20 protein-coding genes and 1 pseudogene are annotated in these 18,318 nt (G+C 59.2%); 10 read left to right on the top strand and 11 right to left on the bottom strand.

The genetic code is table 11. The features are described from left to right. Nucleotides 1-2: 2 nt before the first annotated feature. Nucleotides 3-1,367 carry an ethanolamine permease gene (gene eat, locus Q6A51_RS23995; protein WP_201019929.1) on the bottom strand — a complete coding sequence of 455 codons (1,365 nt, stop codon included), beginning with the start codon at nucleotides 1,365-1,367 and terminating at the stop codon, nucleotides 3-5. A 291-nt stretch (nucleotides 1,368-1,658) separates the two neighbouring features. Between eat and pyrF the strand changes: the two genes are divergently transcribed. Further along, a complete protein-coding gene (pyrF, locus tag Q6A51_RS23990) occupies nucleotides 1,659-2,357 on the top strand; it encodes an orotidine-5'-phosphate decarboxylase (RefSeq protein ID WP_200994097.1) in 699 nt (232 codons plus the stop codon). Nucleotides 2,358-2,521: 164 nt separating this feature from the next. Here the strand turns inward: pyrF and Q6A51_RS23985 are convergent, their stop codons facing one another. Then, nucleotides 2,522-3,526: an NADP-dependent oxidoreductase gene (locus Q6A51_RS23985; protein WP_201019927.1), complete on the bottom strand. Its 1,005-nt coding sequence runs from the start codon at nucleotides 3,524-3,526 to the stop codon at nucleotides 2,522-2,524. Between the two features lie 198 nt (nucleotides 3,527-3,724). Here Q6A51_RS23985 and Q6A51_RS23980 point away from each other — a divergent pair, with 198 nt between their 5' ends. The 3 genes and pseudogenes from Q6A51_RS23980 (at nucleotide 3,725) to Q6A51_RS27660 (ending at nucleotide 6,855) form a co-directional block, all read left to right on the top strand. After that, nucleotides 3,725-4,660: a S66 peptidase family protein gene (locus Q6A51_RS23980; protein WP_304575883.1), complete on the top strand. Its 936-nt coding sequence runs from the start codon at nucleotides 3,725-3,727 to the stop codon at nucleotides 4,658-4,660. 224 nt (nucleotides 4,661-4,884) lie between these two features. After that, nucleotides 4,885-5,997 (top strand): annotated as a pseudogene (locus tag Q6A51_RS27665) (HAMP domain-containing protein); the annotation flags it as partial. Then, complete coding sequence (locus Q6A51_RS27660; RefSeq protein WP_374063458.1) at nucleotides 5,974-6,855, top strand: methyl-accepting chemotaxis protein; 882 nt, start codon at nucleotides 5,974-5,976, stop codon at nucleotides 6,853-6,855. The pseudogene Q6A51_RS27665 and the gene Q6A51_RS27660, both read left to right, overlap by 24 nt. A 2-nt stretch (nucleotides 6,856-6,857) precedes the next feature. Here the strand turns inward: Q6A51_RS27660 and Q6A51_RS23970 are convergent, their stop codons facing one another. Continuing rightward, complete coding sequence (locus Q6A51_RS23970) at nucleotides 6,858-8,051, bottom strand: benzoate/H(+) symporter BenE family transporter (RefSeq protein ID WP_201019921.1); 1,194 nt, start codon at nucleotides 8,049-8,051, stop codon at nucleotides 6,858-6,860. A gap of 50 nt (nucleotides 8,052-8,101) precedes the next feature. Continuing rightward, nucleotides 8,102-8,575, bottom strand: a complete 474-nt coding sequence (locus Q6A51_RS23965; protein ID WP_304575881.1) for a MarR family winged helix-turn-helix transcriptional regulator — start codon at nucleotides 8,573-8,575, stop codon at nucleotides 8,102-8,104. Between the two features lie 82 nt (nucleotides 8,576-8,657). Here Q6A51_RS23965 and Q6A51_RS23960 point away from each other — a divergent pair, with 82 nt between their 5' ends. The 3 genes from Q6A51_RS23960 to Q6A51_RS23950 are packed head-to-tail and all read left to right on the top strand — an operon-like array spanning nucleotide 8,658 to nucleotide 10,874. Then, nucleotides 8,658-9,824, top strand: coding sequence for an aminotransferase-like domain-containing protein (locus Q6A51_RS23960; RefSeq protein WP_304575880.1), 1,167 nt, complete (start codon nucleotides 8,658-8,660; stop codon nucleotides 9,822-9,824). Between the two features lie 38 nt (nucleotides 9,825-9,862). After that, the gene (locus Q6A51_RS23955; protein ID WP_304575879.1) at nucleotides 9,863-10,465 is read left to right on the top strand and encodes a glutathione S-transferase family protein; all 603 of its coding nucleotides are present in this window, start codon (nucleotides 9,863-9,865) and stop codon (nucleotides 10,463-10,465) included. 22 nt (nucleotides 10,466-10,487) lie between these two features. Beyond that, complete coding sequence (locus tag Q6A51_RS23950; protein ID WP_304575878.1) at nucleotides 10,488-10,874, top strand: lysozyme inhibitor LprI family protein; 387 nt, start codon at nucleotides 10,488-10,490, stop codon at nucleotides 10,872-10,874. A gap of 18 nt (nucleotides 10,875-10,892) precedes the next feature. On the opposite strand, the gene Q6A51_RS23945 is transcribed toward Q6A51_RS23950, so the two are convergent. Both Q6A51_RS23945 and folE read right to left on the bottom strand, forming a co-directional pair. Continuing rightward, nucleotides 10,893-11,264 (bottom strand): glutaredoxin family protein, encoded by a 372-nt coding sequence (locus Q6A51_RS23945; RefSeq protein WP_201006231.1) that lies wholly within the window; start codon nucleotides 11,262-11,264, stop codon nucleotides 10,893-10,895. Between the two features lie 71 nt (nucleotides 11,265-11,335). Continuing rightward, nucleotides 11,336-11,881 carry a GTP cyclohydrolase I FolE gene (gene folE, locus Q6A51_RS23940; protein ID WP_236124300.1) on the bottom strand — a complete coding sequence of 182 codons (546 nt, stop codon included), beginning with the start codon at nucleotides 11,879-11,881 and terminating at the stop codon, nucleotides 11,336-11,338. Nucleotides 11,882-12,116: 235 nt separating this feature from the next. On the opposite strand from folE, the gene Q6A51_RS23935 reads away from it, so the two are divergent. Next, nucleotides 12,117-12,308 carry a hypothetical protein gene (locus tag Q6A51_RS23935; protein WP_304575894.1) on the top strand — a complete coding sequence of 64 codons (192 nt, stop codon included), beginning with the start codon at nucleotides 12,117-12,119 and terminating at the stop codon, nucleotides 12,306-12,308. A 39-nt stretch (nucleotides 12,309-12,347) separates the two neighbouring features. Here the strand turns inward: Q6A51_RS23935 and Q6A51_RS23930 are convergent, their stop codons facing one another. The 3 genes from Q6A51_RS23930 to Q6A51_RS23920 all read right to left on the bottom strand — a co-directional run bounded on the left by Q6A51_RS23930 (nucleotide 12,348) and on the right by Q6A51_RS23920 (nucleotide 13,998). Continuing rightward, nucleotides 12,348-12,905 (bottom strand): Smr/MutS family protein, encoded by a 558-nt coding sequence (locus Q6A51_RS23930; protein ID WP_201006233.1) that lies wholly within the window; start codon nucleotides 12,903-12,905, stop codon nucleotides 12,348-12,350. 47 nt (nucleotides 12,906-12,952) lie between these two features. Further along, on the bottom strand, nucleotides 12,953-13,273 hold the full coding sequence (locus Q6A51_RS23925; protein ID WP_201019913.1) for a hypothetical protein: 321 nt from the start codon (nucleotides 13,271-13,273) through the stop codon (nucleotides 12,953-12,955). 134 nt (nucleotides 13,274-13,407) lie between these two features. Continuing rightward, entirely contained in the window at nucleotides 13,408-13,998 is a 591-nt protein-coding gene (locus Q6A51_RS23920) for a cysteine hydrolase family protein (protein WP_201006236.1), read from the bottom strand. A 200-nt stretch (nucleotides 13,999-14,198) separates the two neighbouring features. Here Q6A51_RS23920 and prmB point away from each other — a divergent pair, with 200 nt between their 5' ends. Then, on the top strand, nucleotides 14,199-15,107 hold the full coding sequence (gene prmB / locus Q6A51_RS23915; protein ID WP_201006238.1) for a 50S ribosomal protein L3 N(5)-glutamine methyltransferase: 909 nt from the start codon (nucleotides 14,199-14,201) through the stop codon (nucleotides 15,105-15,107). Between the two features lie 37 nt (nucleotides 15,108-15,144). Here prmB and Q6A51_RS23910 read toward each other — a convergent pair whose 3' ends face one another. Both Q6A51_RS23910 and Q6A51_RS23905 read right to left on the bottom strand, forming a co-directional pair. Further along, complete coding sequence (locus tag Q6A51_RS23910; RefSeq protein WP_201006240.1) at nucleotides 15,145-15,945, bottom strand: hypothetical protein; 801 nt, start codon at nucleotides 15,943-15,945, stop codon at nucleotides 15,145-15,147. Between the two features lie 115 nt (nucleotides 15,946-16,060). Then, entirely contained in the window at nucleotides 16,061-17,056 is a 996-nt protein-coding gene (locus Q6A51_RS23905; RefSeq protein ID WP_304575877.1) for an alpha/beta hydrolase, read from the bottom strand. Between the two features lie 143 nt (nucleotides 17,057-17,199). Here Q6A51_RS23905 and aroC point away from each other — a divergent pair, with 143 nt between their 5' ends. Further along, entirely contained in the window at nucleotides 17,200-18,291 is a 1,092-nt protein-coding gene (aroC, locus tag Q6A51_RS23900; protein WP_201019910.1) for a chorismate synthase, read from the top strand. Nucleotides 18,292-18,318: the final 27 nt, after the last annotated feature.

The following is an 18,318-nucleotide window of genomic DNA, read 5'->3' as shown; positions in this document are numbered from 1 at the left end:
TGTTATGAGCCGGTCAGCATCGCGTCGGCAGGGGCGTTGGCGCGCGATTGGGAGGTAAGGCTGAAGTAGATGAAGCCTACAGCCATGAAGCAGAGGAAGATGAACCCGATCAGCATGTTGAACCAGGCCATTGCCACCAGGCATACCACGGCCAGCGCCAGGGCGATTCCTGGCACGACAGGGTAGCCCGGTGCGCGGAAGCTGCGTTCCAGCAGGGGTTCGGTCTTGCGCAGTTTGAACAGGCTGAGCATGCTCATGATGTACATCACGATTGCACCGAATACGGCCATGGTGATCATGGCTGCGGTCAGGGTCATACCGCTCAGGTTGATCAGGCCGTCGCTGTAGATGGCTGCAATGCCGATCAGGCCGCCCGCGATGATTGCCCGGTGAGGCGTCTGGAAGCGTGAGAGCCTGGCCAGCGAAGCGGGCAGGTAACCGGCACGCGCCAGGGCGAAGAACTGACGCGAGTAACCCAGGATGATCCCGTGGAAACTGGCAACCAGCCCGAACAGGCCGATCCAGACCAGCATGTGCAGCCAGCCGGAGTTATCGCCCACCACGGCCTTCATGGCCTGTGGCAGCGGGTCGTTGATGTTGGACAGGGTGCGCCAGTCGCCGACACCGCCCGCAAACAGCATTACGCCGATGGCCAGCACTACGAGGGTCAGGATGCCGCTGACATAGGCTTTCGGAATGGTACGTTTCGGGTCCTTGGCTTCTTCGGCAGCCATGGCTGCACCTTCGATAGCCAGGAAGAACCAGATTGCGAACGGAATCGCGGCGAACATACCGGCAATCGCGCCCGGCCCGAAGGTATCTGAACCTGCCCAGCCATGCAGTGCGAAGTTACTGAAACTGAAGGCCGGAGCCACCACGCCCATGAACACCAGCAACTCGGCCACGGCCAGGACGCAGACAACCAGCTCAAAGGTCGCCGCCAGCTTCACGCCCAGAATATTGAGGGTCATGAAGACGATATAGGCGCCGACCGCTGCATGCTTGGGGTCCAGGGTCGGAAACTGCACGTTCAGGTAGGCACCGATTGCCAAGGCAATGGCCGGTGGCGCAAAGACAAATTCGATCAGCGTCGCCATGCCAGCGATCAATCCACCTTTCTCTCCGAATGCGCGGCGACTGTAGGCGAATGGCCCGCCCGCGTGGGGAATGGCAGTGGTCAGTTCGGTGAAGCTGAAGATGAAGCAGGTGTACATCGCTGCGACCATCAAGGCCGTGACCAGAAATCCGAGTGTTCCCGCCACACCCCAGCCGTAGCTCCAGCCGAAGTATTCGCCGGAGATCACCAGCCCGACTGCGATCCCCCATAAGTGAATTGTGCCTAGCGTTGGCTTGAGTTGTTGACTCATGTGTTTCTCCCTGAGGGTCCGAAAAGCATTGAAATATTTTTTTGCTTGCTCTTTTTATTTGCTTTGTTTGCAGGCTCCGTGCCAGTGCATGAATCGTCGTCGTATTGCTTCAAATGAGGTCGTTTGCAGAACGGCTCTGGTCGCTGCCTCGTGTTCTGGCGCAGGTTTGGTGCGCAAGGCTGCAAGGGTGAGCGCTGTAAGTGCGTATTGGCTTTTTTAAAGTCCAGGTCCCGTCCGCCAGCAGGTTCGGCTACAATGCGCGCCGATTTCGACTTACCTGAGAACACGCTCATGTCCGCCTGCCAGACTCCTGTCATCGTCGCCCTGGATTTTCCGACCCGTGACGCCGCCTTACGGTTGGCTGACCAGCTTGATCCGAAACTGTGCCGGGTCAAGGTCGGCAAGGAACTGTTCACCAGTTGCGCTTCGGATATCGTTGAAACCCTGCGTAACAAGGGCTTCGAGGTTTTTCTGGATCTTAAATTTCACGACATTCCCAACACCACGGCCATGGCTGTCAAGGCGGCAGCGGAAATGGGTGTCTGGATGGTGAACGTGCATTGTTCCGGCGGCTTGCGCATGATGTCGGCGTGCCGTGAAGTGCTGGAAAAGCGCAGTGGCCCTCAACCGCTGTTGATCGGTGTTACCGTACTGACCAGCATGGAGCGTGAAGACCTGGCAGGTATCGGTCTGGATATCGACCCTCAAGTGCAGGTGCTGCGTCTGGCTGCCCTGGCGGAAAAAGCCGGCATGGACGGTCTGGTATGTTCGGCTCTGGAAGCCCAGGCGCTGAAGGCTGCTCATCCGTCCCTGCAACTGGTCACCCCCGGCATTCGCCCTGCTGGCAGCGCCCAGGACGACCAGCGTCGTATCCTGACACCGCGTCAGGCGCTGGACGCTGGTTCCGACTATCTGGTCATCGGCCGTCCGATCAGCCAGGCCGCCGATCCGGCACAGGCCCTGGCGGCTGTGGTTGCCGAACTGGCCTGATCCTCCGGTAGGATCATGCTGGTACAGTTAAGGTCATAAATCACTTTGTGGGAGGCAGCTTGCTGGCGACTTCAGCGTACAGACGCAGAATATCTGCCGGTTTTGAGGCTTTTTCGCCAGCAAGCTGTCTCCCACAAGTTTTGTTCCTTGACTGATCGTTCCTATCAGACCTTCAGCACCAACTTGCCGAAGTTCTCGCCACTGAAGAGCTTGAGCAGGGTTTCAGGGAAGGTTTCCAGCCCGTCGACCACATCCTCACGGCTCTTGAGCTTGCCTTCGGCAATCCAGCCTGCCATTTCCTGACCGGCTTCGGCGAAACGCGAGGCGTAGTCCAGCACCACAAAGCCTTCCATGCGCGCGCGGTTGACCAGCAGCGACAGGTAGTTGCTCGGCCCTTTGATCGGTGAGGTGTTGTTGTACTGGCTGATGGCGCCACAGATCACGACGCGGGCTCGCGGTGCCAGGCGGCTGAGCACGGCATCCAGGATATCGCCACCGACGTTATCGAAATACACGTCCACGCCTTTGGGGCACTCGCGTTTCAGTCCTGCCAGAACGTCTTCGCTCTTGTAGTCGATAACGCCATCGAAACCCAGTTCGTCGATCAGCGAGCGGCACTTTTCCTGCCCGCCCGCGATGCCGATGACCCGGCAGCCCTTGAGCTTGGCGATTTGCCCGGCCACGCTGCCCACCGCACCGGCTGCACCGGAGATCACTACGGTGTCGCCGCTTTTCGGGGCGCCCACATCCAGCAGTGCGAAGTAGGCGGTCATGCCGGTCATGCCCAGCGCGGAAAGGTAGCGGGGCAGCGGCGCGAGTCTTGGATCAATCTTGTAAAAGCCTTTGGGTTCGCCGACGAAGTAATCCTGAACCCCTACCGAACCTTGTACGTAGTCGCCTGCCGCGAACTGCGGGTTCTTCGATTCGATCACTTCGCCAACGCCCAGGGCGCGCATGACATGGCCCAGTTCAACCGGCGGGATATAGGATTTGCCCTCGTTCATCCAGCCACGCATGGCCGGGTCGAGGGAAAGGAATTGGTTGCGCACCAAAATCTGTCCGTCTGCCACTTCTGCGACCGGTACCTCCTGATACGTGAAGTTCTCTCTGCCGGGATGGCCAACAGGTCGCTTGGCGAGCAGAAACTGGCGATTGGAAAGAGTGGTCATGACAGGTCCTCGATCTGAAGAAGAAAGGCTGATTGAAGCTGTTGATGCTCTTTGAGGCAAGCAACGGTCATGTAGCGAATGCGGCTCCATCCAGCAGGATGATGCCTGTTGGCAGTCGTCACCGAAGGTGTTTCGACTTGAGTCACCCGCAGTGGTGCTCTACATTGCCTGTTCATTGAAAGTCTGGATTGTCGCGCAATGTCCCCTACGAATTTGCCAACCCTTTATCCCCGCGCGCTGCGTGCAGGTGACGCTGTTGCGCTGGTGTCGCCTGCCGGGCCGGTGGTTGCCTCCAAGGTCGAAGCCGCAGTGGAGGTGCTGAAGGGCTGGGGATTGAAGCCGCGGGTCTATCCCCATGCATTGGGCAAGCATTCCTTTTATGCCGGCACTGACGAGGACCGCCTCGCGGATCTGAACAGCGCACTGGCCGACCCGGAAATCCGTGCGGTGATCTGCAACCGTGGCGGTTACGGCACGCAGCGAATTCTTGGGCAACTGGATTTTGAATCCGTTCGGCGCGATCCGAAGCTGGTCACCGGCTTTTCCGATATCACGGCCCTGCACGGCGCGCTATGGACGCATGCAGGTCTTGCGACCATCCACGGCCCGGTGGCGGCTCAACTGGAGCGTGGCGGCTTGTTCGTCAGCGGCATGCGCCATGTGCTGATGAGCGCCGAGCCGGTGCTGCTCAAGGCCGATCCCGAGGCTGCGACCGGTAGTGTGCGAACTCAAGGCAGCGCCAAGGGTTTGCTGCTCGGTGGCAATCTGAGCATGCTCAGCACCTGCATCGGCACGCCTTACATGCCGGATCTGACAGGTGCCATCCTGCTGATCGAGGATGTCGGGGAAGCGGCTTATCGGGTCGACCGTCTGCTGACTCATCTGGGCAATTGCGGGATCCTGCAGCGTCTGGCCGGTATCGCAGCGGGCGATTTCAGTGTGCCTGCCCATACCGCCGGTTCGATCACTCCGGCCCACGTGTTGCAGGAACGACTGGGCAATCTGGGGATTCCGGTCCTGGGCGGCCTGCCGGTGGGTCATGGCGACGTCAATCAGGCCGTGCCTCTGGGTACGCAGGCCATTCTCGATGTGGATGCCGGGACGCTGCTGGTATCCGCCGCTGCCCATTCTTGAAGCACGAATCCCTCTTGTAGCATCGCGTTTCTCTGTGCAGGCGGAGCGTTCAGCCGCCTGTTGCCGAGGCAACCATCCTGAAAGCGACGTCTGCATAGCTCTTTGCCATTATTCATGAGCCGCAGGCTTGCGCTTGCTCCGACCCGTTGCGAATGTGCATGGATATTGAATGGCCTCGTGAGTGGATCATTCAAGGCGAATGAGTCGAACGGGGATTGAACGCTATGATCTTGGCCATTCAAGGACGCTTCGCCAACCTCGGTATGGCGAAGAAGCTGGGCTTTGGTTTTACTCTGGTGCTGCTGTTGACGGCTCTGGTGGCGGCCATTGGTGTCTGGTCGCTGAAAAGCATCAGCCAGCATGTCGATGGCCTGAAACAGATGTCTTCCCTTAATAGTGGGCTGCTGCGTGTACGCTTGCTTGAGCAGGAATACGCCCTGCACAGCGATCCCAGGGTCGTGGAGCAGATTCACACCCGAATCGATGACCTGAGCACTCTGGCGCAATCGCTGCAAGAGCAGTCGCCTGCCAACGAGGCGATGCTTTCTCAGGTTCGGCAGGCATTGGGTGCCTACCGCACCTCTTTCGATGAATTCGTCGATATCAGTCAAAGCAAGGATCTGGCACTGGAAATGGCCAGTTGGTCGGTGTCCAGCGTAGCCAACAATCTTGAAGTGTTGCAGGCCGGGCTGGCCGATGATGGAACCTGGACCCTGAAGGATTCCCAAGGCCAGCAAGGTGCCGAGTTCGTCGAGCAGGCCGGCAAGGTCAGTCAGGTATCGAAGCTGATGCAGCAGGCCATGGACGAAGCCCGTGTACGTCTGGACAAGAGCCGCAGGACCGGGTCGGGCGAAGCTGCGAAAACCGGGACCATCGAGCAGGCCGATCAAGCCAGGGGGCTGGCCGAAGAACTCAAGTCCCAGATCAAGGATGAGGGTTATCTGACGGTGTTGGGTGAAGTCAGCACGCACATCGTCAGCTTCACCGAAAAGCTCAAGGAGTACACCGACCTGCTGGCCAGGGAAGCTCAGGTTTCCGGCCAGTTGGCGACCAATGCCCGGCAAGTGGTGGAACTGGTCAAGCAGGTTTCTGCCACCGAAGATCAGTCCATGCAGACTCAGCTCACCGCCAATACCTTGCAGATTATCGGGTCGTCGGTGGTGGCCTTGTTGGTGGGGTTTATTGTTTCCTGGTTGATTACCCGCTTGATCGTCGGCCCGCTGCGCAGTGTTATCGGCCTGGCACAGCGCATTGCCGCAGGAGACTTGAGTGGCAGTGTGCAGGTTCGGCGGCGCGATGAAATCGGTCAGTTGATGCTCGCCATGCAGCAGATGGGCGAGGGCTTGAGCCGTATTGTCAGTGGCTTGCAGTCGGGCATCGAGCAGCTGTCGAACTCGGCGCACTCCTTGTCGGCCGTTACTGAACAGACCAACCTGGAAGTCAGTTCCCAGAAGGAAGAAACCGAACAGGTCGCCACAGCGATGAATCAGATGACCGCCACTGTCCATGATGTGGCGCGTAATGCCGAAGAGGCTGCATTGGCTGCTCAGACGGCTGATGAAAAGGTGGACGGTGGGCAGGCGGTGGTGCGTCAGAGCATGCAGCGTATCGAGCAACTGGCCAGTTCATCGCAGTCTGCCAGCCAGGGTATCCAGAACCTGAGTGCCGAGATTCAGAACATCGGCCAGGTCTTGAATGTGATCAAAAGCGTTGCCGAACAAACCAACCTGCTGGCACTCAATGCTGCTATCGAGGCCGCTCGGGCGGGTGAGCAAGGGCGTGGTTTTGCGGTGGTGGCGGATGAAGTTCGCGCCCTTGCCAAGCGTACTCAGCAGTCAACCCAGGAGATCGAGAATCTGGTGTTCAGGTTGCAAAGTGGTGCGCAGGCATCGGTTGAGCAGATTCAGAGCAGTGGCGAGCTGGTGAAGCTGGCGGTCAGCGATGCGCTGCAAACCGAAAGCGCGTTGGGTGGTATTGCGGTGGCTGTCTCCATGATTCAGCAGATGAACCAGCAGATCGCCGCAGCCGCCGAGCAGCAAAGCTCGGTGGCCGAGGAGATCAACCGCAGTGTGACAAGCATCCGTGCCAGTGCCGATCAGTCGGCTCTGGCCATGCAGGGCAACGCAGCTTCCAGTCTTGAACTGGCCTCATTGGGAGTGGAACTGAAGGGGATGGTCGGGCATTTCAGGCTTTAACCTCATCCACTCTTGCGCATATTGAGGATCACCAGCGTCAGTACCCCGGCCACGATTCCCCAGAGTGCCGAACCAATGGAAAACAGGGTCAGGCCTGATGCGGTGACCATAAAGGTGATGAGTGCCGCTTCCCGCTCCTTGGGCTCGTTCATGGCGACGGTCAGGCCGTTGATGAGTGAGCCAAACAGCGCCAGAGCGGCAATCGACAGCACCAGCTCCTTTGGAAAGGCTGCGAACAATGCCGCCAGGGTCGCGCCGAAGATTCCGGCGATGCCGTAGAAAACCCCGCACCAGACGGCGGCCGTATAACGCTTTTTCTTGTCTTCATGGGCATTGGGGCTGGTGCAGATGGCGGCGCTGATCGCTGCCAGATTGAGCCCATGGCAGCCAAAGGGTGCGGTCAGCAGCGAGGTGATGCCCGTGGCTGTAATCAGAGGCGAAGAGGGCGTGTGATAGCCATCGGCACGCAACACGGCGATGCCTGGCATGTTCTGCGAAGTCATTGCCACCACGAATAACGGAATGCTGATGCTGATGGTCGCCGCCAGCGAGAACGAAGGCGTCGTCCAGACCGGCGCGGCCACTTCCAGAGAGAGGTCAGTGAAATTCAGCAGCCCCAGCACGCCGGCTATTGCGATCCCCACCAGCAGCGCCGCCAGTACCGAATAGCGCGGCGAGACTCGTTTGACCAGCAAGTAGGTGAAAAACATGGCCAGTACCAGGCTGGTGCGATGCTGTACGGCGATGAAGATATCGCTGCCGATCTTGAACAGGATCCCGGCCAGCAAGGCCGCCGCCAGGGAGGCGGGCAAGCGCTTGACCAGCCGCTCGAAACTGCCGGTCATGCCGCAGATGATCACCAGGAGCGAGCAGGTGATGAACGCGCCGATAGCCTCCGGGTAAGCCACGCCGCCCAGTGTGGTAATCAGCAAGGCGGCGCCGGGTGTTGACCAGGCCACGCTGATCGGCGTGCGGTAGCGCAGCGACAACCCGATACTGCAAATCGCCATGCCTATGAACATCGACAAGAGCCAGGATGACATCTGGCCACTGGTGAGGCCAGCAGACTGCCCTGCCTGAAGCATCAGCACCAGCGAACTGGTGCAGCCGGTCATCATTGCAATGAAACCAGCGACCACGGCTGAAGGTGATGAGTCTGCCAATGGGCGCAGTGGCGCCTTGAGGGTCTCGTTCATGCAGGGCTTTCCTTAAACGGGCAGGTTTGAAAGGTGTCGGTATTTCTTATTCAGTTATCGGTATCTGTGCCGCCGGGCCGGGCGCCCGACTGGAGCGTCTGCCCCAGCGCCTGGTTGACGGTTAGCCATCCATCCACCGCAGCCTGACCTGCGTCGGAGAATACCCGCTGCAAGAGCTTCACCTGTTCCTGGCGCAACGCCTGCTCGAATCTGATTCCTTCTTCGCTCAGCACCAGCAGTCGCTTGCGCTTGTCGGTATCAGGTGTCGTGCTGTGTACCAGCTCCATGGCAATCAACTGGCGCAGTGGCACATTGAGCGCCTGTTTGCTGACCCCCAGCACGGTGAGCAGCTCTTTCACGCTCAGGTCGGGGTAGCGAGCAATAAAAAACACAATGCGCTGATGAACACGGCTGAGCCCGCGCCGGGCCAGCATTTCATCGGCCTTGGCGGTAAATGCCTGGTAGCCGAAAAAGAAGGCTTCCATGGCAATTTGCTGATTGGCAGGATTTTTAAGGTCAAGCATGTTGACGTATCCGGGCTTGGCGTCGTAATTTGAGTCAACAAGTTTGACGTATTTCCCTTTCACTCGGCTACAGGTAGTTGCCATGGCTTTCTCCGAACGTGTTACCCGCCTGAAAAGTTCATTGATTCGCGAAATCCTGGCCGCTGCACAACGGCCTGAAGTGATGTCCTTTGCCGGCGGCTTGCCTGCCGAGTCCATGCTGCCGAAAGTGGAGTGGGCCGACATGCCGTTGACGCTGGGGCAATACGGCATGAGCGAAGGCGAGCCCGAGCTGCGTGAAGCGCTGGCCGCCGAGGCGCGGGCGCTGGGTGTTCCTTGTCAGGCCAGCCAGGTCCTGGTCGTCAGCGGTTCGCAGCAGACGCTTGATCTGGCCGCCAAGCTGTACATCGACAAAGGCACTGAAATCCTGCTGGAAGCCCCGACTTACCTGGCAGCGCTGCAAATCTTCCAGTTGTTCGGCGCCGATTGCCTGACCGTGCCCTTGCAGGCCGAGGGGCCGGATCTGATTGCCTTGCGGCAGCGTCTGGAGCAACACAAGCCTGCGTTCGCCTACCTGATTCCGACCTTTCAGAATCCATCGGCAGTGCGTTATAGCGAAGCGAGCCGTGATGCGGTCGCGGCCCTGCTCGACGAGTTTGGCGTGACGTTGATCGAAGATGAGCCTTATCGCGAACTGACCTTTGATGGCGGCAATGCAAGACCGATTGTCGCTCGTCTCAAAAAGGCCAGCTGGATCTATACCGGAACCGTCTCCAAAACCTTGCTGCCGGGGTTGCGTGTCGGTTACCTGATTGCCAGTGCGGACCTGTTCCCGCACCTGCTGCGCCTGAAGCAATCTGCCGATCTGCACACCAACCGTATCGGTCAGTGGCAGGCCTTGCAGTGGATCGGCACCGAACACTATCGTGAACATCTGAGTGAGTTGCGTGGGTTCTATCGGCAGCGACGCGATGCATTCGAGGCGGCCTTGCAGGAACACTTTGGCGACCTGGCCGACTGGAACAGCCCGCAAGGTGGATTATTCTTCTGGCTGACGCTCAAGCAGAAGCTCGATACCCGCACTTTGCTGGATGCTGCGCTGTCTCAGGATGTGACTTTTATGCCGGGTGAACCGTTCTTTGCGAACCCGGAGGCCAACCACGGTCATCTGCGGTTGAACTTCAGCCATATTGATCCGGCGCGTCTGGATGAGGGCTTGAAACGATTGGCAGCGGTAATTCGCCAGGCCAGTGCAAGGCAGGCGGCTTGATTCGATCCAATACAAGGGATTCCAGCGGGAGCAGGGCGATGTACAAGGTTTACGGCGATTACAACTCAGGCAACTGCTACAAGGTCAAACTGATGCTCAGCCTGCTGGGCAGCGAGTACCAGTGGGTGCCCGTCGATATTCTCAATGGCGAAACCCAGACCCCGGCGTTCCTGGAAAAGAACCCCAATGGCAAGATTCCGGTGCTGGAACTCAGTGACGGCACCTGCCTGTGGGAGTCCAATGCGATTCTCAATTTCCTGGCCGATGGCAGCGTCTACCTGCCTACTGAGCCGCGGCTGCGTACGCAAGTGCTGCAATGGCAGTTCTTCGAGCAGTACAGTCATGAGCCTGCGATCGCGGTGGCACGTTTTATTCAGTTCTATCTGGGTCTGCCTGAAGAGCGTCTGGCCGAGTACCGTGCATTGCAGAAGTCTGGCTATCGGGCCCTTGCAGTGATGGAGCAGCAGCTCAAGCGCACGCCGTTCCTGGTGGGCGACAGTTTTTCCATCGCCGATATCGCCCTCTACGCCTATACCCACGTTGCCCATCAGGGCGGTTTTGACCTGGCCCCATATCCTGGCATTCAACAATGGCTGGAACGGGTCAAGGAGCAGCCCGGTTATGTGGGCATGCTGGATTGATCGAAAGAGAGAGGAGCGTTTCGTGAGAAATTCCATCGCCGCTCTGGCAGCCGTCATTGCGCTGGGCATTGGTTGCTCGGCGCAGGCCGAGGATTGCAATGCCAACCAGGCCAGCATGAATCAATGTGCCGGCAAGGACCTGACTGCGCTTGATGCTGAGTTGAACAGGCAGTACAAGGCGCAGATGAGCTGGCTGAAAGATCCCGCCAGGAAGCAGGCACTCAAGGACGCGCAGCTCAAGTGGATCGCCTTCCGCGATGCCGACTGCCTGTATCGCGTGGGCAAGGCTGAGGATTCGGGGTCGATCTGGCCTTTGCTGCAATCACAGTGTCTGGCCGAGCATACCCGCGTGCGGGTCAAGGAGTTGAAGGCGTATGTGGCGTGTCGCGAGGATGGCTGCCCGCGTTGATGCAGGCAGCCCAAAGGTTCAGACAGTGCTGAAGCGCTGATCCAGGTACTCGATGATGGCCTTGGACTCGTAGAGCCAGGTGGTCTTGTCGCCTTCCTGGATACGCAGGCAAGGCACCTTGATCCTGCCGCCTTCGTTGAGCAGCGTCTGGCGGTCGTTTTCATTGTTCTTGGCGTCCCGCAGGGCGACCGGAACATTGAGGCGGCGCAGGGTGCGGCGGGTCTTCACGCAGAACGGGCAGGCATGGAACTGGTACAGGGCCAGATCTCTGGCTGCTTGATCGACGGCAGCCTGAGCCTGAGGTTCGCGTTTCTTCCTGGCCGGGCGGGTCAGGAAGTCAGCGAAGATAACGAGCTGGCCAAGGCCAACCCTGAGGGCTTTCATGAACACGGTCAAACCTCTTGCGGGGCACGCATTGAAAGGGCGGGCCCGCGCCAACAGGCGGCGCAGGCTGCTGCGCCTTACTTGATAAGGCTGAGGAATTCGCTGCGGGTCGCTGCGTTTTCACGGAACTCGCCAAGCATCACCGAAGTGATCATCGAGGAATTCTGTTTTTCCACGCCGCGCATCATCATGCACATGTGCTGGGCTTCGATGACCACTGCAACGCCCAGGGCGCCGGTCACCTGCTGGATGGCTTCGGCGATCTGACGGCTCAGGTTTTCCTGAATCTGCAGGCGCCGGGCGAACATGTCGACGATACGCGCCACTTTCGACAGGCCCAATACCTTGCCATTGGGGATGTAGGCGACATGGGCCTTGCCAATGAACGGCAGCAGATGGTGCTCGCACAGCGAGTACAGTTCGATGTCCCTGACCATCACCATCTCGCTGGCGTCGGAGCTGAATAGAGCACCGTTGGTCACTTCTTCGAGAGACTGTTCATAACCGCGACACAGGTACTGCATGGCTTTGGCTGCACGCTTTGGCGTGTCCAGCAGGCCTTCGCGCGAAACATCTTCGCCCAACTGACTCAATATGGCGGTGTAATTCTGTTCCAGTGTCACAGGAGTGTGTTTCCGTGTGGGTTTCGATAAACGCGAGGGGCATGGCCCTCGCCAAAGTCGCACATAATAACTTACACATGCGAACAGGTGTATGGCCACTGCACAAATCGGCATGTGAAGTCTGTTTGTATCGCTTTTATTACGCTTTGGCTACCCGATTGCTACCGACTTCCATCGCTGGCTGCGGTCATAGGGAGCAGTAGTCAATCACTGCTTCATGAGAGAGTAAATTCGGATGTTGAGTCGAGTAGCAAAAATAGCGATGGTGATCGTTGTCCTGACTTCGGTTTCCGGCTGCTGGCCGTTCTGGCCCGGCCCTCGTGGTCACGGCGGTGGCGGAGGCGGCGGTCATCATCAGGGTGGTGGCGGCCCCGGTGGTCCGGGCGGTCCTGGTCCGGGTTTTGGTCCTGGTGGCGGTCCTCGCTGACAACGCGGGTCGGGCAGCGTCAAGGCTGCCCGGCCTTCATCACTCGTCGCGACCTTCCATCATGGTGCGCTTGAGCATGACGTAAACCGCGCCAGCGCCGCCATGTTTGGCCAGGCATGAGCAAAAGCCCAGCACTTGCGGGTGCTGGCGCAGCCAGGTGTTGACGTGGCTCTTGATCATCGGGCGCTTGCCGTCCAGGCGAACAGCCTTGCCATGAGTGACACGCACGCAGCGGATTTCCAGCTTTGTGGCTTCGGCGAGAAATTCCCACAGGGTTTCCCTGGCCACTTCCACGCTCATGCCGTGCAGGTCCAGGCTGCCCTCGAAACTGATCTGGCCAAGCTTGAGCTTGCGCATCTGGCCTTCCTGCACGCCATCGCGAGCCCAGCTCAATACATCTTCCGGGCCGACATCGATCACGAACTGGTCGGACAGCCCGTCGACCGTGACCGAATCGGTACGCACCGTGGCGGACTGACGTAGCTTTGCCAGCAGTTTGCGGTCGGTCTTGGGTTTGCCGACGTCGGCGTGCTCGTGCTTGATGGGCTTGACGCCGCGCGTCTCGTTTCTGAACAGGGAAAAATCGTCGTCTTGCATGGGGGCCTCCGCGAAGGAAGCTAGTTTAACCCTGTCGAGCGGCAGGGTCAGTCGTGTTTTTTCATCAGGTGCGCAGACATGCTCAACCCTTTCGCACGGCGTTGACGTCGGCGGCAGCGGCGCCACAGCCAGATGCCCAGGTACAGCACCAGAAGCCCGATGCCGGCAATCACGGCAGCACCTGCCGGGGTTGCATCGAGATCGCCGAGCGCCTGGGGATGGCCGATCAGGCCGGATGCACCCGCCATTGTCAGCAGTACGCCCAGGGTCACCAGCAAGGTGGCAAACGCGGTACCCAGACGCATGCGCCAATTGCCCGGCTCTTTGGAGCGCAAGCGACGGGCATCGAAACCGCCGGATATTTTCATGCCGATTTCCTCAGTGGTTATCGGCGCTATGACCCGAATGAAGTGGGGTTGTTCCCGGTTTCCATGGGCGAGGGGGAGTAAAGGGATGGGCGGTTATGTGAGAGGGTTCACACAACCACACAGGCCGCCTGTCGTCAGATCAGGTCTTTGGTCAGTGCCAGCGTGGCGAAGTTGTCCGCCATGATCGCCATTTCCGTGCGGTGTACGTCATGAGCGCTGACGTCGCCGTTGGGGCCGGGCAGATTGCGGGTGGCGCAGGCATCGTCAACCAGGGTGACGCGATAGCCATAATCCTTGGTCGCACGCACGGTGGTGCTGATGCTCGAATGGCTCATGAAGCCGCAGATGATCAGGTCCAGATGACCCAGGCTTTGCAGCAGCTCATGCAGGCCGGTGCCGTTGAATGCGTTGGGCAGGCGTTTCTCGACCAGATGTTCATCACCTTGAGGTACCAGCTCCGGGACCAGCTGGCCACGTTCGCCTTGCGGGTCGAACAGGCCGCCCACGGTGCCAAGGTGGCGTACATGCACGATAGGGCATTTTACGGCGCGGGCTTTGGCCACCAGTTGACCGATATTGTCCAGGGCTTCATGGATGCCTGTCAGCGCCAGAGGACCGCTGAGGTACTCTTTCTGGGCGTCGATGATAATCAGTGTGGCATTGCTCAAGTTGGCCGCTGCATGAACGCGGCCACTGAGTTGAAACATGGTCTTTAAAGATGACATCCAGAGGGCTCCTTCGGGTGGGGCTTTTGCGACATTCTCCTCTGGCTGAGCGCTTCTGTGAATCTCAACAATCACAAGCCCCGGTTTTATTGGGCTGCAGGGCATTTTGCCGCGGCAGTTGGTGGCGGTTTGCCTTGATGAAGGGCGGTTAATGGTGGAAACTTCCGGGTCTGCCAGATAGTTTCCCCAGGAGTTTGTCCATGATCACTTCTCGTTTGCGCACCGTGCGTGACCATATCCGTTGGGCCGTCAGCCGCTTTCACGAGGAAGATGTATTTTTCGGACACGGCACCGACAATGCCTGGGATGAAGCGCGGCAACTGGTGCTCGGTGCTCTGCATCTGCCTTGGGAAATTGCCGACAGCTATCTGGACTGCCGCCTGGAAGTCGATGAAATCTCTGAATTGCAGCGCCTGATCAAGCGTCGCATCGATGATCGCGTTCCTACGCCTTACCTGCTGGGAGAAGCCTGGTTCTGCGGCATGTCCTTTATTGTCGATGACCGCGTATTGATTCCCCGCTCACCGATTGCCGAACTGATCGAAGACCGCTTTGCACCCTGGCTCGCCAATGAACCCGCCCGCATTCTGGACCTGTGCACCGGTTCCGGTTGCATTGGCATTGCCTGCGCCGACGAGTTCCGGGACGCCGAAGTGGTATTGGCCGACCTGTCGTTCGAGGCCCTTGAAGTGGCTAACCAGAACATCGAGCGCCATGGTGTGGAAGATCGCGTCTATACCGTGCAGGGCGATGGTTTCGATGGCCTGCCGGGGCAGCGTTTCGATCTGATCGTGTCCAACCCGCCGTATGTCGATGCCGAAGACTTTGCCGACATGCCCGATGAGTACCAGCATGAGCCGGAACTGGCGCTGGCCTGCGGTAACGACGGCCTGAATCTGGTGCGCCGCATGCTGAGCCAGGCGGCCGATCACCTGACCGAGAAAGGGTTGTTGATTGTCGAAGTGGGCAACAGCCAGGTTCATGTCCAGGCGCTTTACCCGGAAGTGGATTTCGCCTGGCTGGACTTCCAGCGCGGTGGGCATGGTGTGTTCATGCTGACTGCCGAACAGTGCCGCGAGCATCAGGCGCTGTTCGATTCCAGGATTTGAGGCCGTTGTGAGCGGGGTTTCAGACCCCGCTCACAAGCTAGCGATGTGTCGCAATCCAGATCAGCAATCCCGCCTGAAACACTGCAAAGGTCACCAGGCAAGCGATGGTAAAGCGCAGGCTGCTGTCTTCGCGCTTGTACTTGCTCACCCGGTCTTCATGAGCACGAATCACGACTTCCTGTTCGGTCAGGTTCTGCTCGGCCTTTTCCAGCATCTGTGATGCTTCGAGGATCTCGATGATCCGCACCTTGTCGTTGTTCCAGGTGCTGTGCAGGTTGCCGACGTGAACATCCTTGATGCTGCCTTTCATATGCTGCGCATCGGCATAGATGACTTCAAAGCCCAGCGTGCGCAGGAAGTGATCGCGGCGCAGGCGGGTGTCTTCGTTCAGGCCGTCCTTGCTCGCCAGCGGGACGCCTTCAATCTTGTAGGATGACCATTTCTTTTGTGCCCAGTGAACCGCGTGGGCAATCAGGAAGCGCCCAAGACCACGGTTCCAGGGTTCTATCTGCAACCCTGATTCGGGGCCAAAGCGCACCATATGTTTCTGGTGATCGACCCACACGTCCAGATTGTTCTGTTCCTTGCGCACCCGTTGCCCCGGCAACTGGATATTGATGCGCAGCAGGCTCAGTTCCTTGCTGTGGCGCTCGGCACGTCCGAATTGCACGAAACGCAGCGGCCGTCCGCCGGTTGCGCGGTCGGTTGGCAGCGGCGAAAGGCGAAGCATCTGAAAGCTTTCGGGCACCACATCTTCCCAAGGCTGTGGCGGCAGGGCCTCGGCTTCTGGCTTTTCTGGGGCTTCGGCTTTTTCGGTCACGGTAGTTGTGTCAGTCATTAACGATGATCCTGTCCATGGCCTTGTGCAGCAAACACAATGCCAGCACATCCCTATCGGCCGGTTTTCCCAAGTCTGAAGGGGTTTGCGGCTTTGTTGACGTCAAATCTTTCGCTCAAGCAGGTGGCAATGCACCGATAAAGCGCAAGATGTGCGCTGAAAGCTCGCTCGCCAGTGGCAATGTCGGGTTTCTGTAGGATTGCAGTTGCTTATCCAGGTCGTCGGGGACGATGCGCAGTACGTGATTCATGCCGTCGATCAGCGCAAGTTCGGCATCTGGCCGGGCTTTTTTCAGGATCAAGGCGTCATTGATGCTGACCTGAATATCGTTGCGCCCCTGGATAATCAGCGCAGGCATCTGCAACTTGCCGAACGCGACGGCCGGGTCCTGACGGAACAGAGAGATCAGATAAGGCTGGACGCTGGGCCGGAACACGACCTCCAGGTCGGCGGGCACCTTATCGTCGGTCTTGCCGGCCTTGAGTTCATCAAGCAACTGGTTGCTGCGCTGCAACAGCTCTGGGGGCAGGCGTTCGCGAAATTGTTCACGCAGCACCTGATCCACCGGGCGACCCGTGCCCGCGACGGAAATCACGGCACTTGCCCCGGCCTTTTCCGCAGCCAGTGACGCCACCAGCGCGCCTTCGCTATGCCCCAGCAGAATCAGTGAGCCAAGTCGCGGGTTGGCCTTGAGCTTCTGGGCCCAGGCCTGTACGTCGGCGACATAGCCTTCAACGCTCAGGTTGCGTTCGTCCGGGGTTGCGGCCTTGCTGGCCGCGACGCCGCGTTTGTCGTAGCGCACGCTGGCAATATTGTTCTTGGCCAGGATTATGGCCAGACGCTTCATGCTGTCGTTGCGTCCGCCTTCCGGGTTGTTGCCGTCGCGGTCGGTGGGGCCTGAGCCGGCAATGATCAACACCACGGGCACCGGTTTTGTGGATTGCGGGAGCAGAAGGGTGCCGAACAGTTTTCCGTTTTCCGTATCCACGCTGATCGGGCGCTGCACGATGGCGGGGGATGCAGCGTTGGCTACGCCAGCCAGCATGCACAGTGTCAGGGCCAGCATGCGCAGGGCGTTCAGGGCTCGAATCGGGGAAATGCCAGGTAGCATCGCAAGGCCATCATTGGTTCAGGTTTCGCTTTGACGCGCGCCGTTGCATAAGGTTCGAGGATGAACTGCGCGGCCAGCCTGCGTATACTGGCGCGCTTGATTGAATTGATCTGGTTTTTTGGCTGATTTCTCGGAGCGCCCGCATGTCCGGCAACACTTTCGGCAAGCTGTTCACTGTCACCACCGCCGGCGAAAGCCATGGCCCGGCGTTGGTCGCTATCGTCGACGGCTGCCCGCCGGGGTTCGAGCTGTCCCTGGAAGACCTGCAACGTGACCTGGACCGGCGCAAGCCCGGTACCAGTCGCCACACGACCCAGCGTCAGGAAGCCGATGAGGTCGAGATCCTTTCAGGCGTGTTCGAGGGCAAGACCACGGGCGCTTCCATCGGCCTGCTGATCCGCAACACCGACCAGAAGTCCAAGGATTACTCGGCGATCAAGGACTTGTTCCGTCCGGCTCATGCCGACTACACCTACCATCACAAATACGGCATCCGCGACTATCGCGGTGGCGGTCGCAGCTCGGCGCGTGAAACCGCCATGCGTGTGGCGGCTGGTGCCATCGCCAAGAAGTACCTGGCGACCCAGGGCATTGTCATCCGTGGCTACATGAGCCAGCTTGGCCCGATCCAGATCCCGTTCAAGACTTGGGACTCGGTCGAGGAAAACGCCTTTTTCTGCCCGGACCCGGACAAGGTGCCGGAGCTTGAGGCCTACATGGACCAGTTGCGTCGCGACCAGGATTCAGTGGGTGCCAGGATCACTGTGGTGGCTGAAGGCGTGAAGCCGGGCCTGGGCGAACCGATCTTTGATCGCCTGGACGCTGAACTGGCCCATGCACTGATGAGCATCAATGCCGTCAAGGGCGTGGAAATCGGTGCGGGCTTCGACTGTGTCGCCCAGCGCGGCACCGAACATCGAGACGAGCTGACGCCGGAAGGTTTCCTGTCCAATCAGGCGGGTGGCATTCTGGGCGGCATTTCGTCCGGCCAGCCGATCGTTGCGCATCTGGCGCTCAAGCCGACTTCCAGCATCACTACGCCGGGACGCTCCATCGATGTCGATGGCAACCCGGTGGAAGTCATCACCAAAGGCCGTCACGACCCTTGCGTCGGCATTCGCGCCACGCCTATCGCCGAAGCGATGATGGCTATCGTGTTGCTGGATCATCTGTTGCGTCATCGTGGACAAAACGCCGACGTCAGCGTCAATACGCCTGTATTGGGGCAGCTGTAATGAATGGCGCTGCTACGGTCGTTGATC

Source organism: Pseudomonas serbiensis, assembly GCF_030580745.1.
In the GTDB taxonomy this organism is placed as follows: Bacteria; Pseudomonadota; Gammaproteobacteria; order Pseudomonadales; family Pseudomonadaceae; genus Aquipseudomonas; species Aquipseudomonas serbiensis.
Note: the sequence above shows the minus strand (reverse complement) of the source record. Positions and strands in the feature narration are given on the sequence as shown.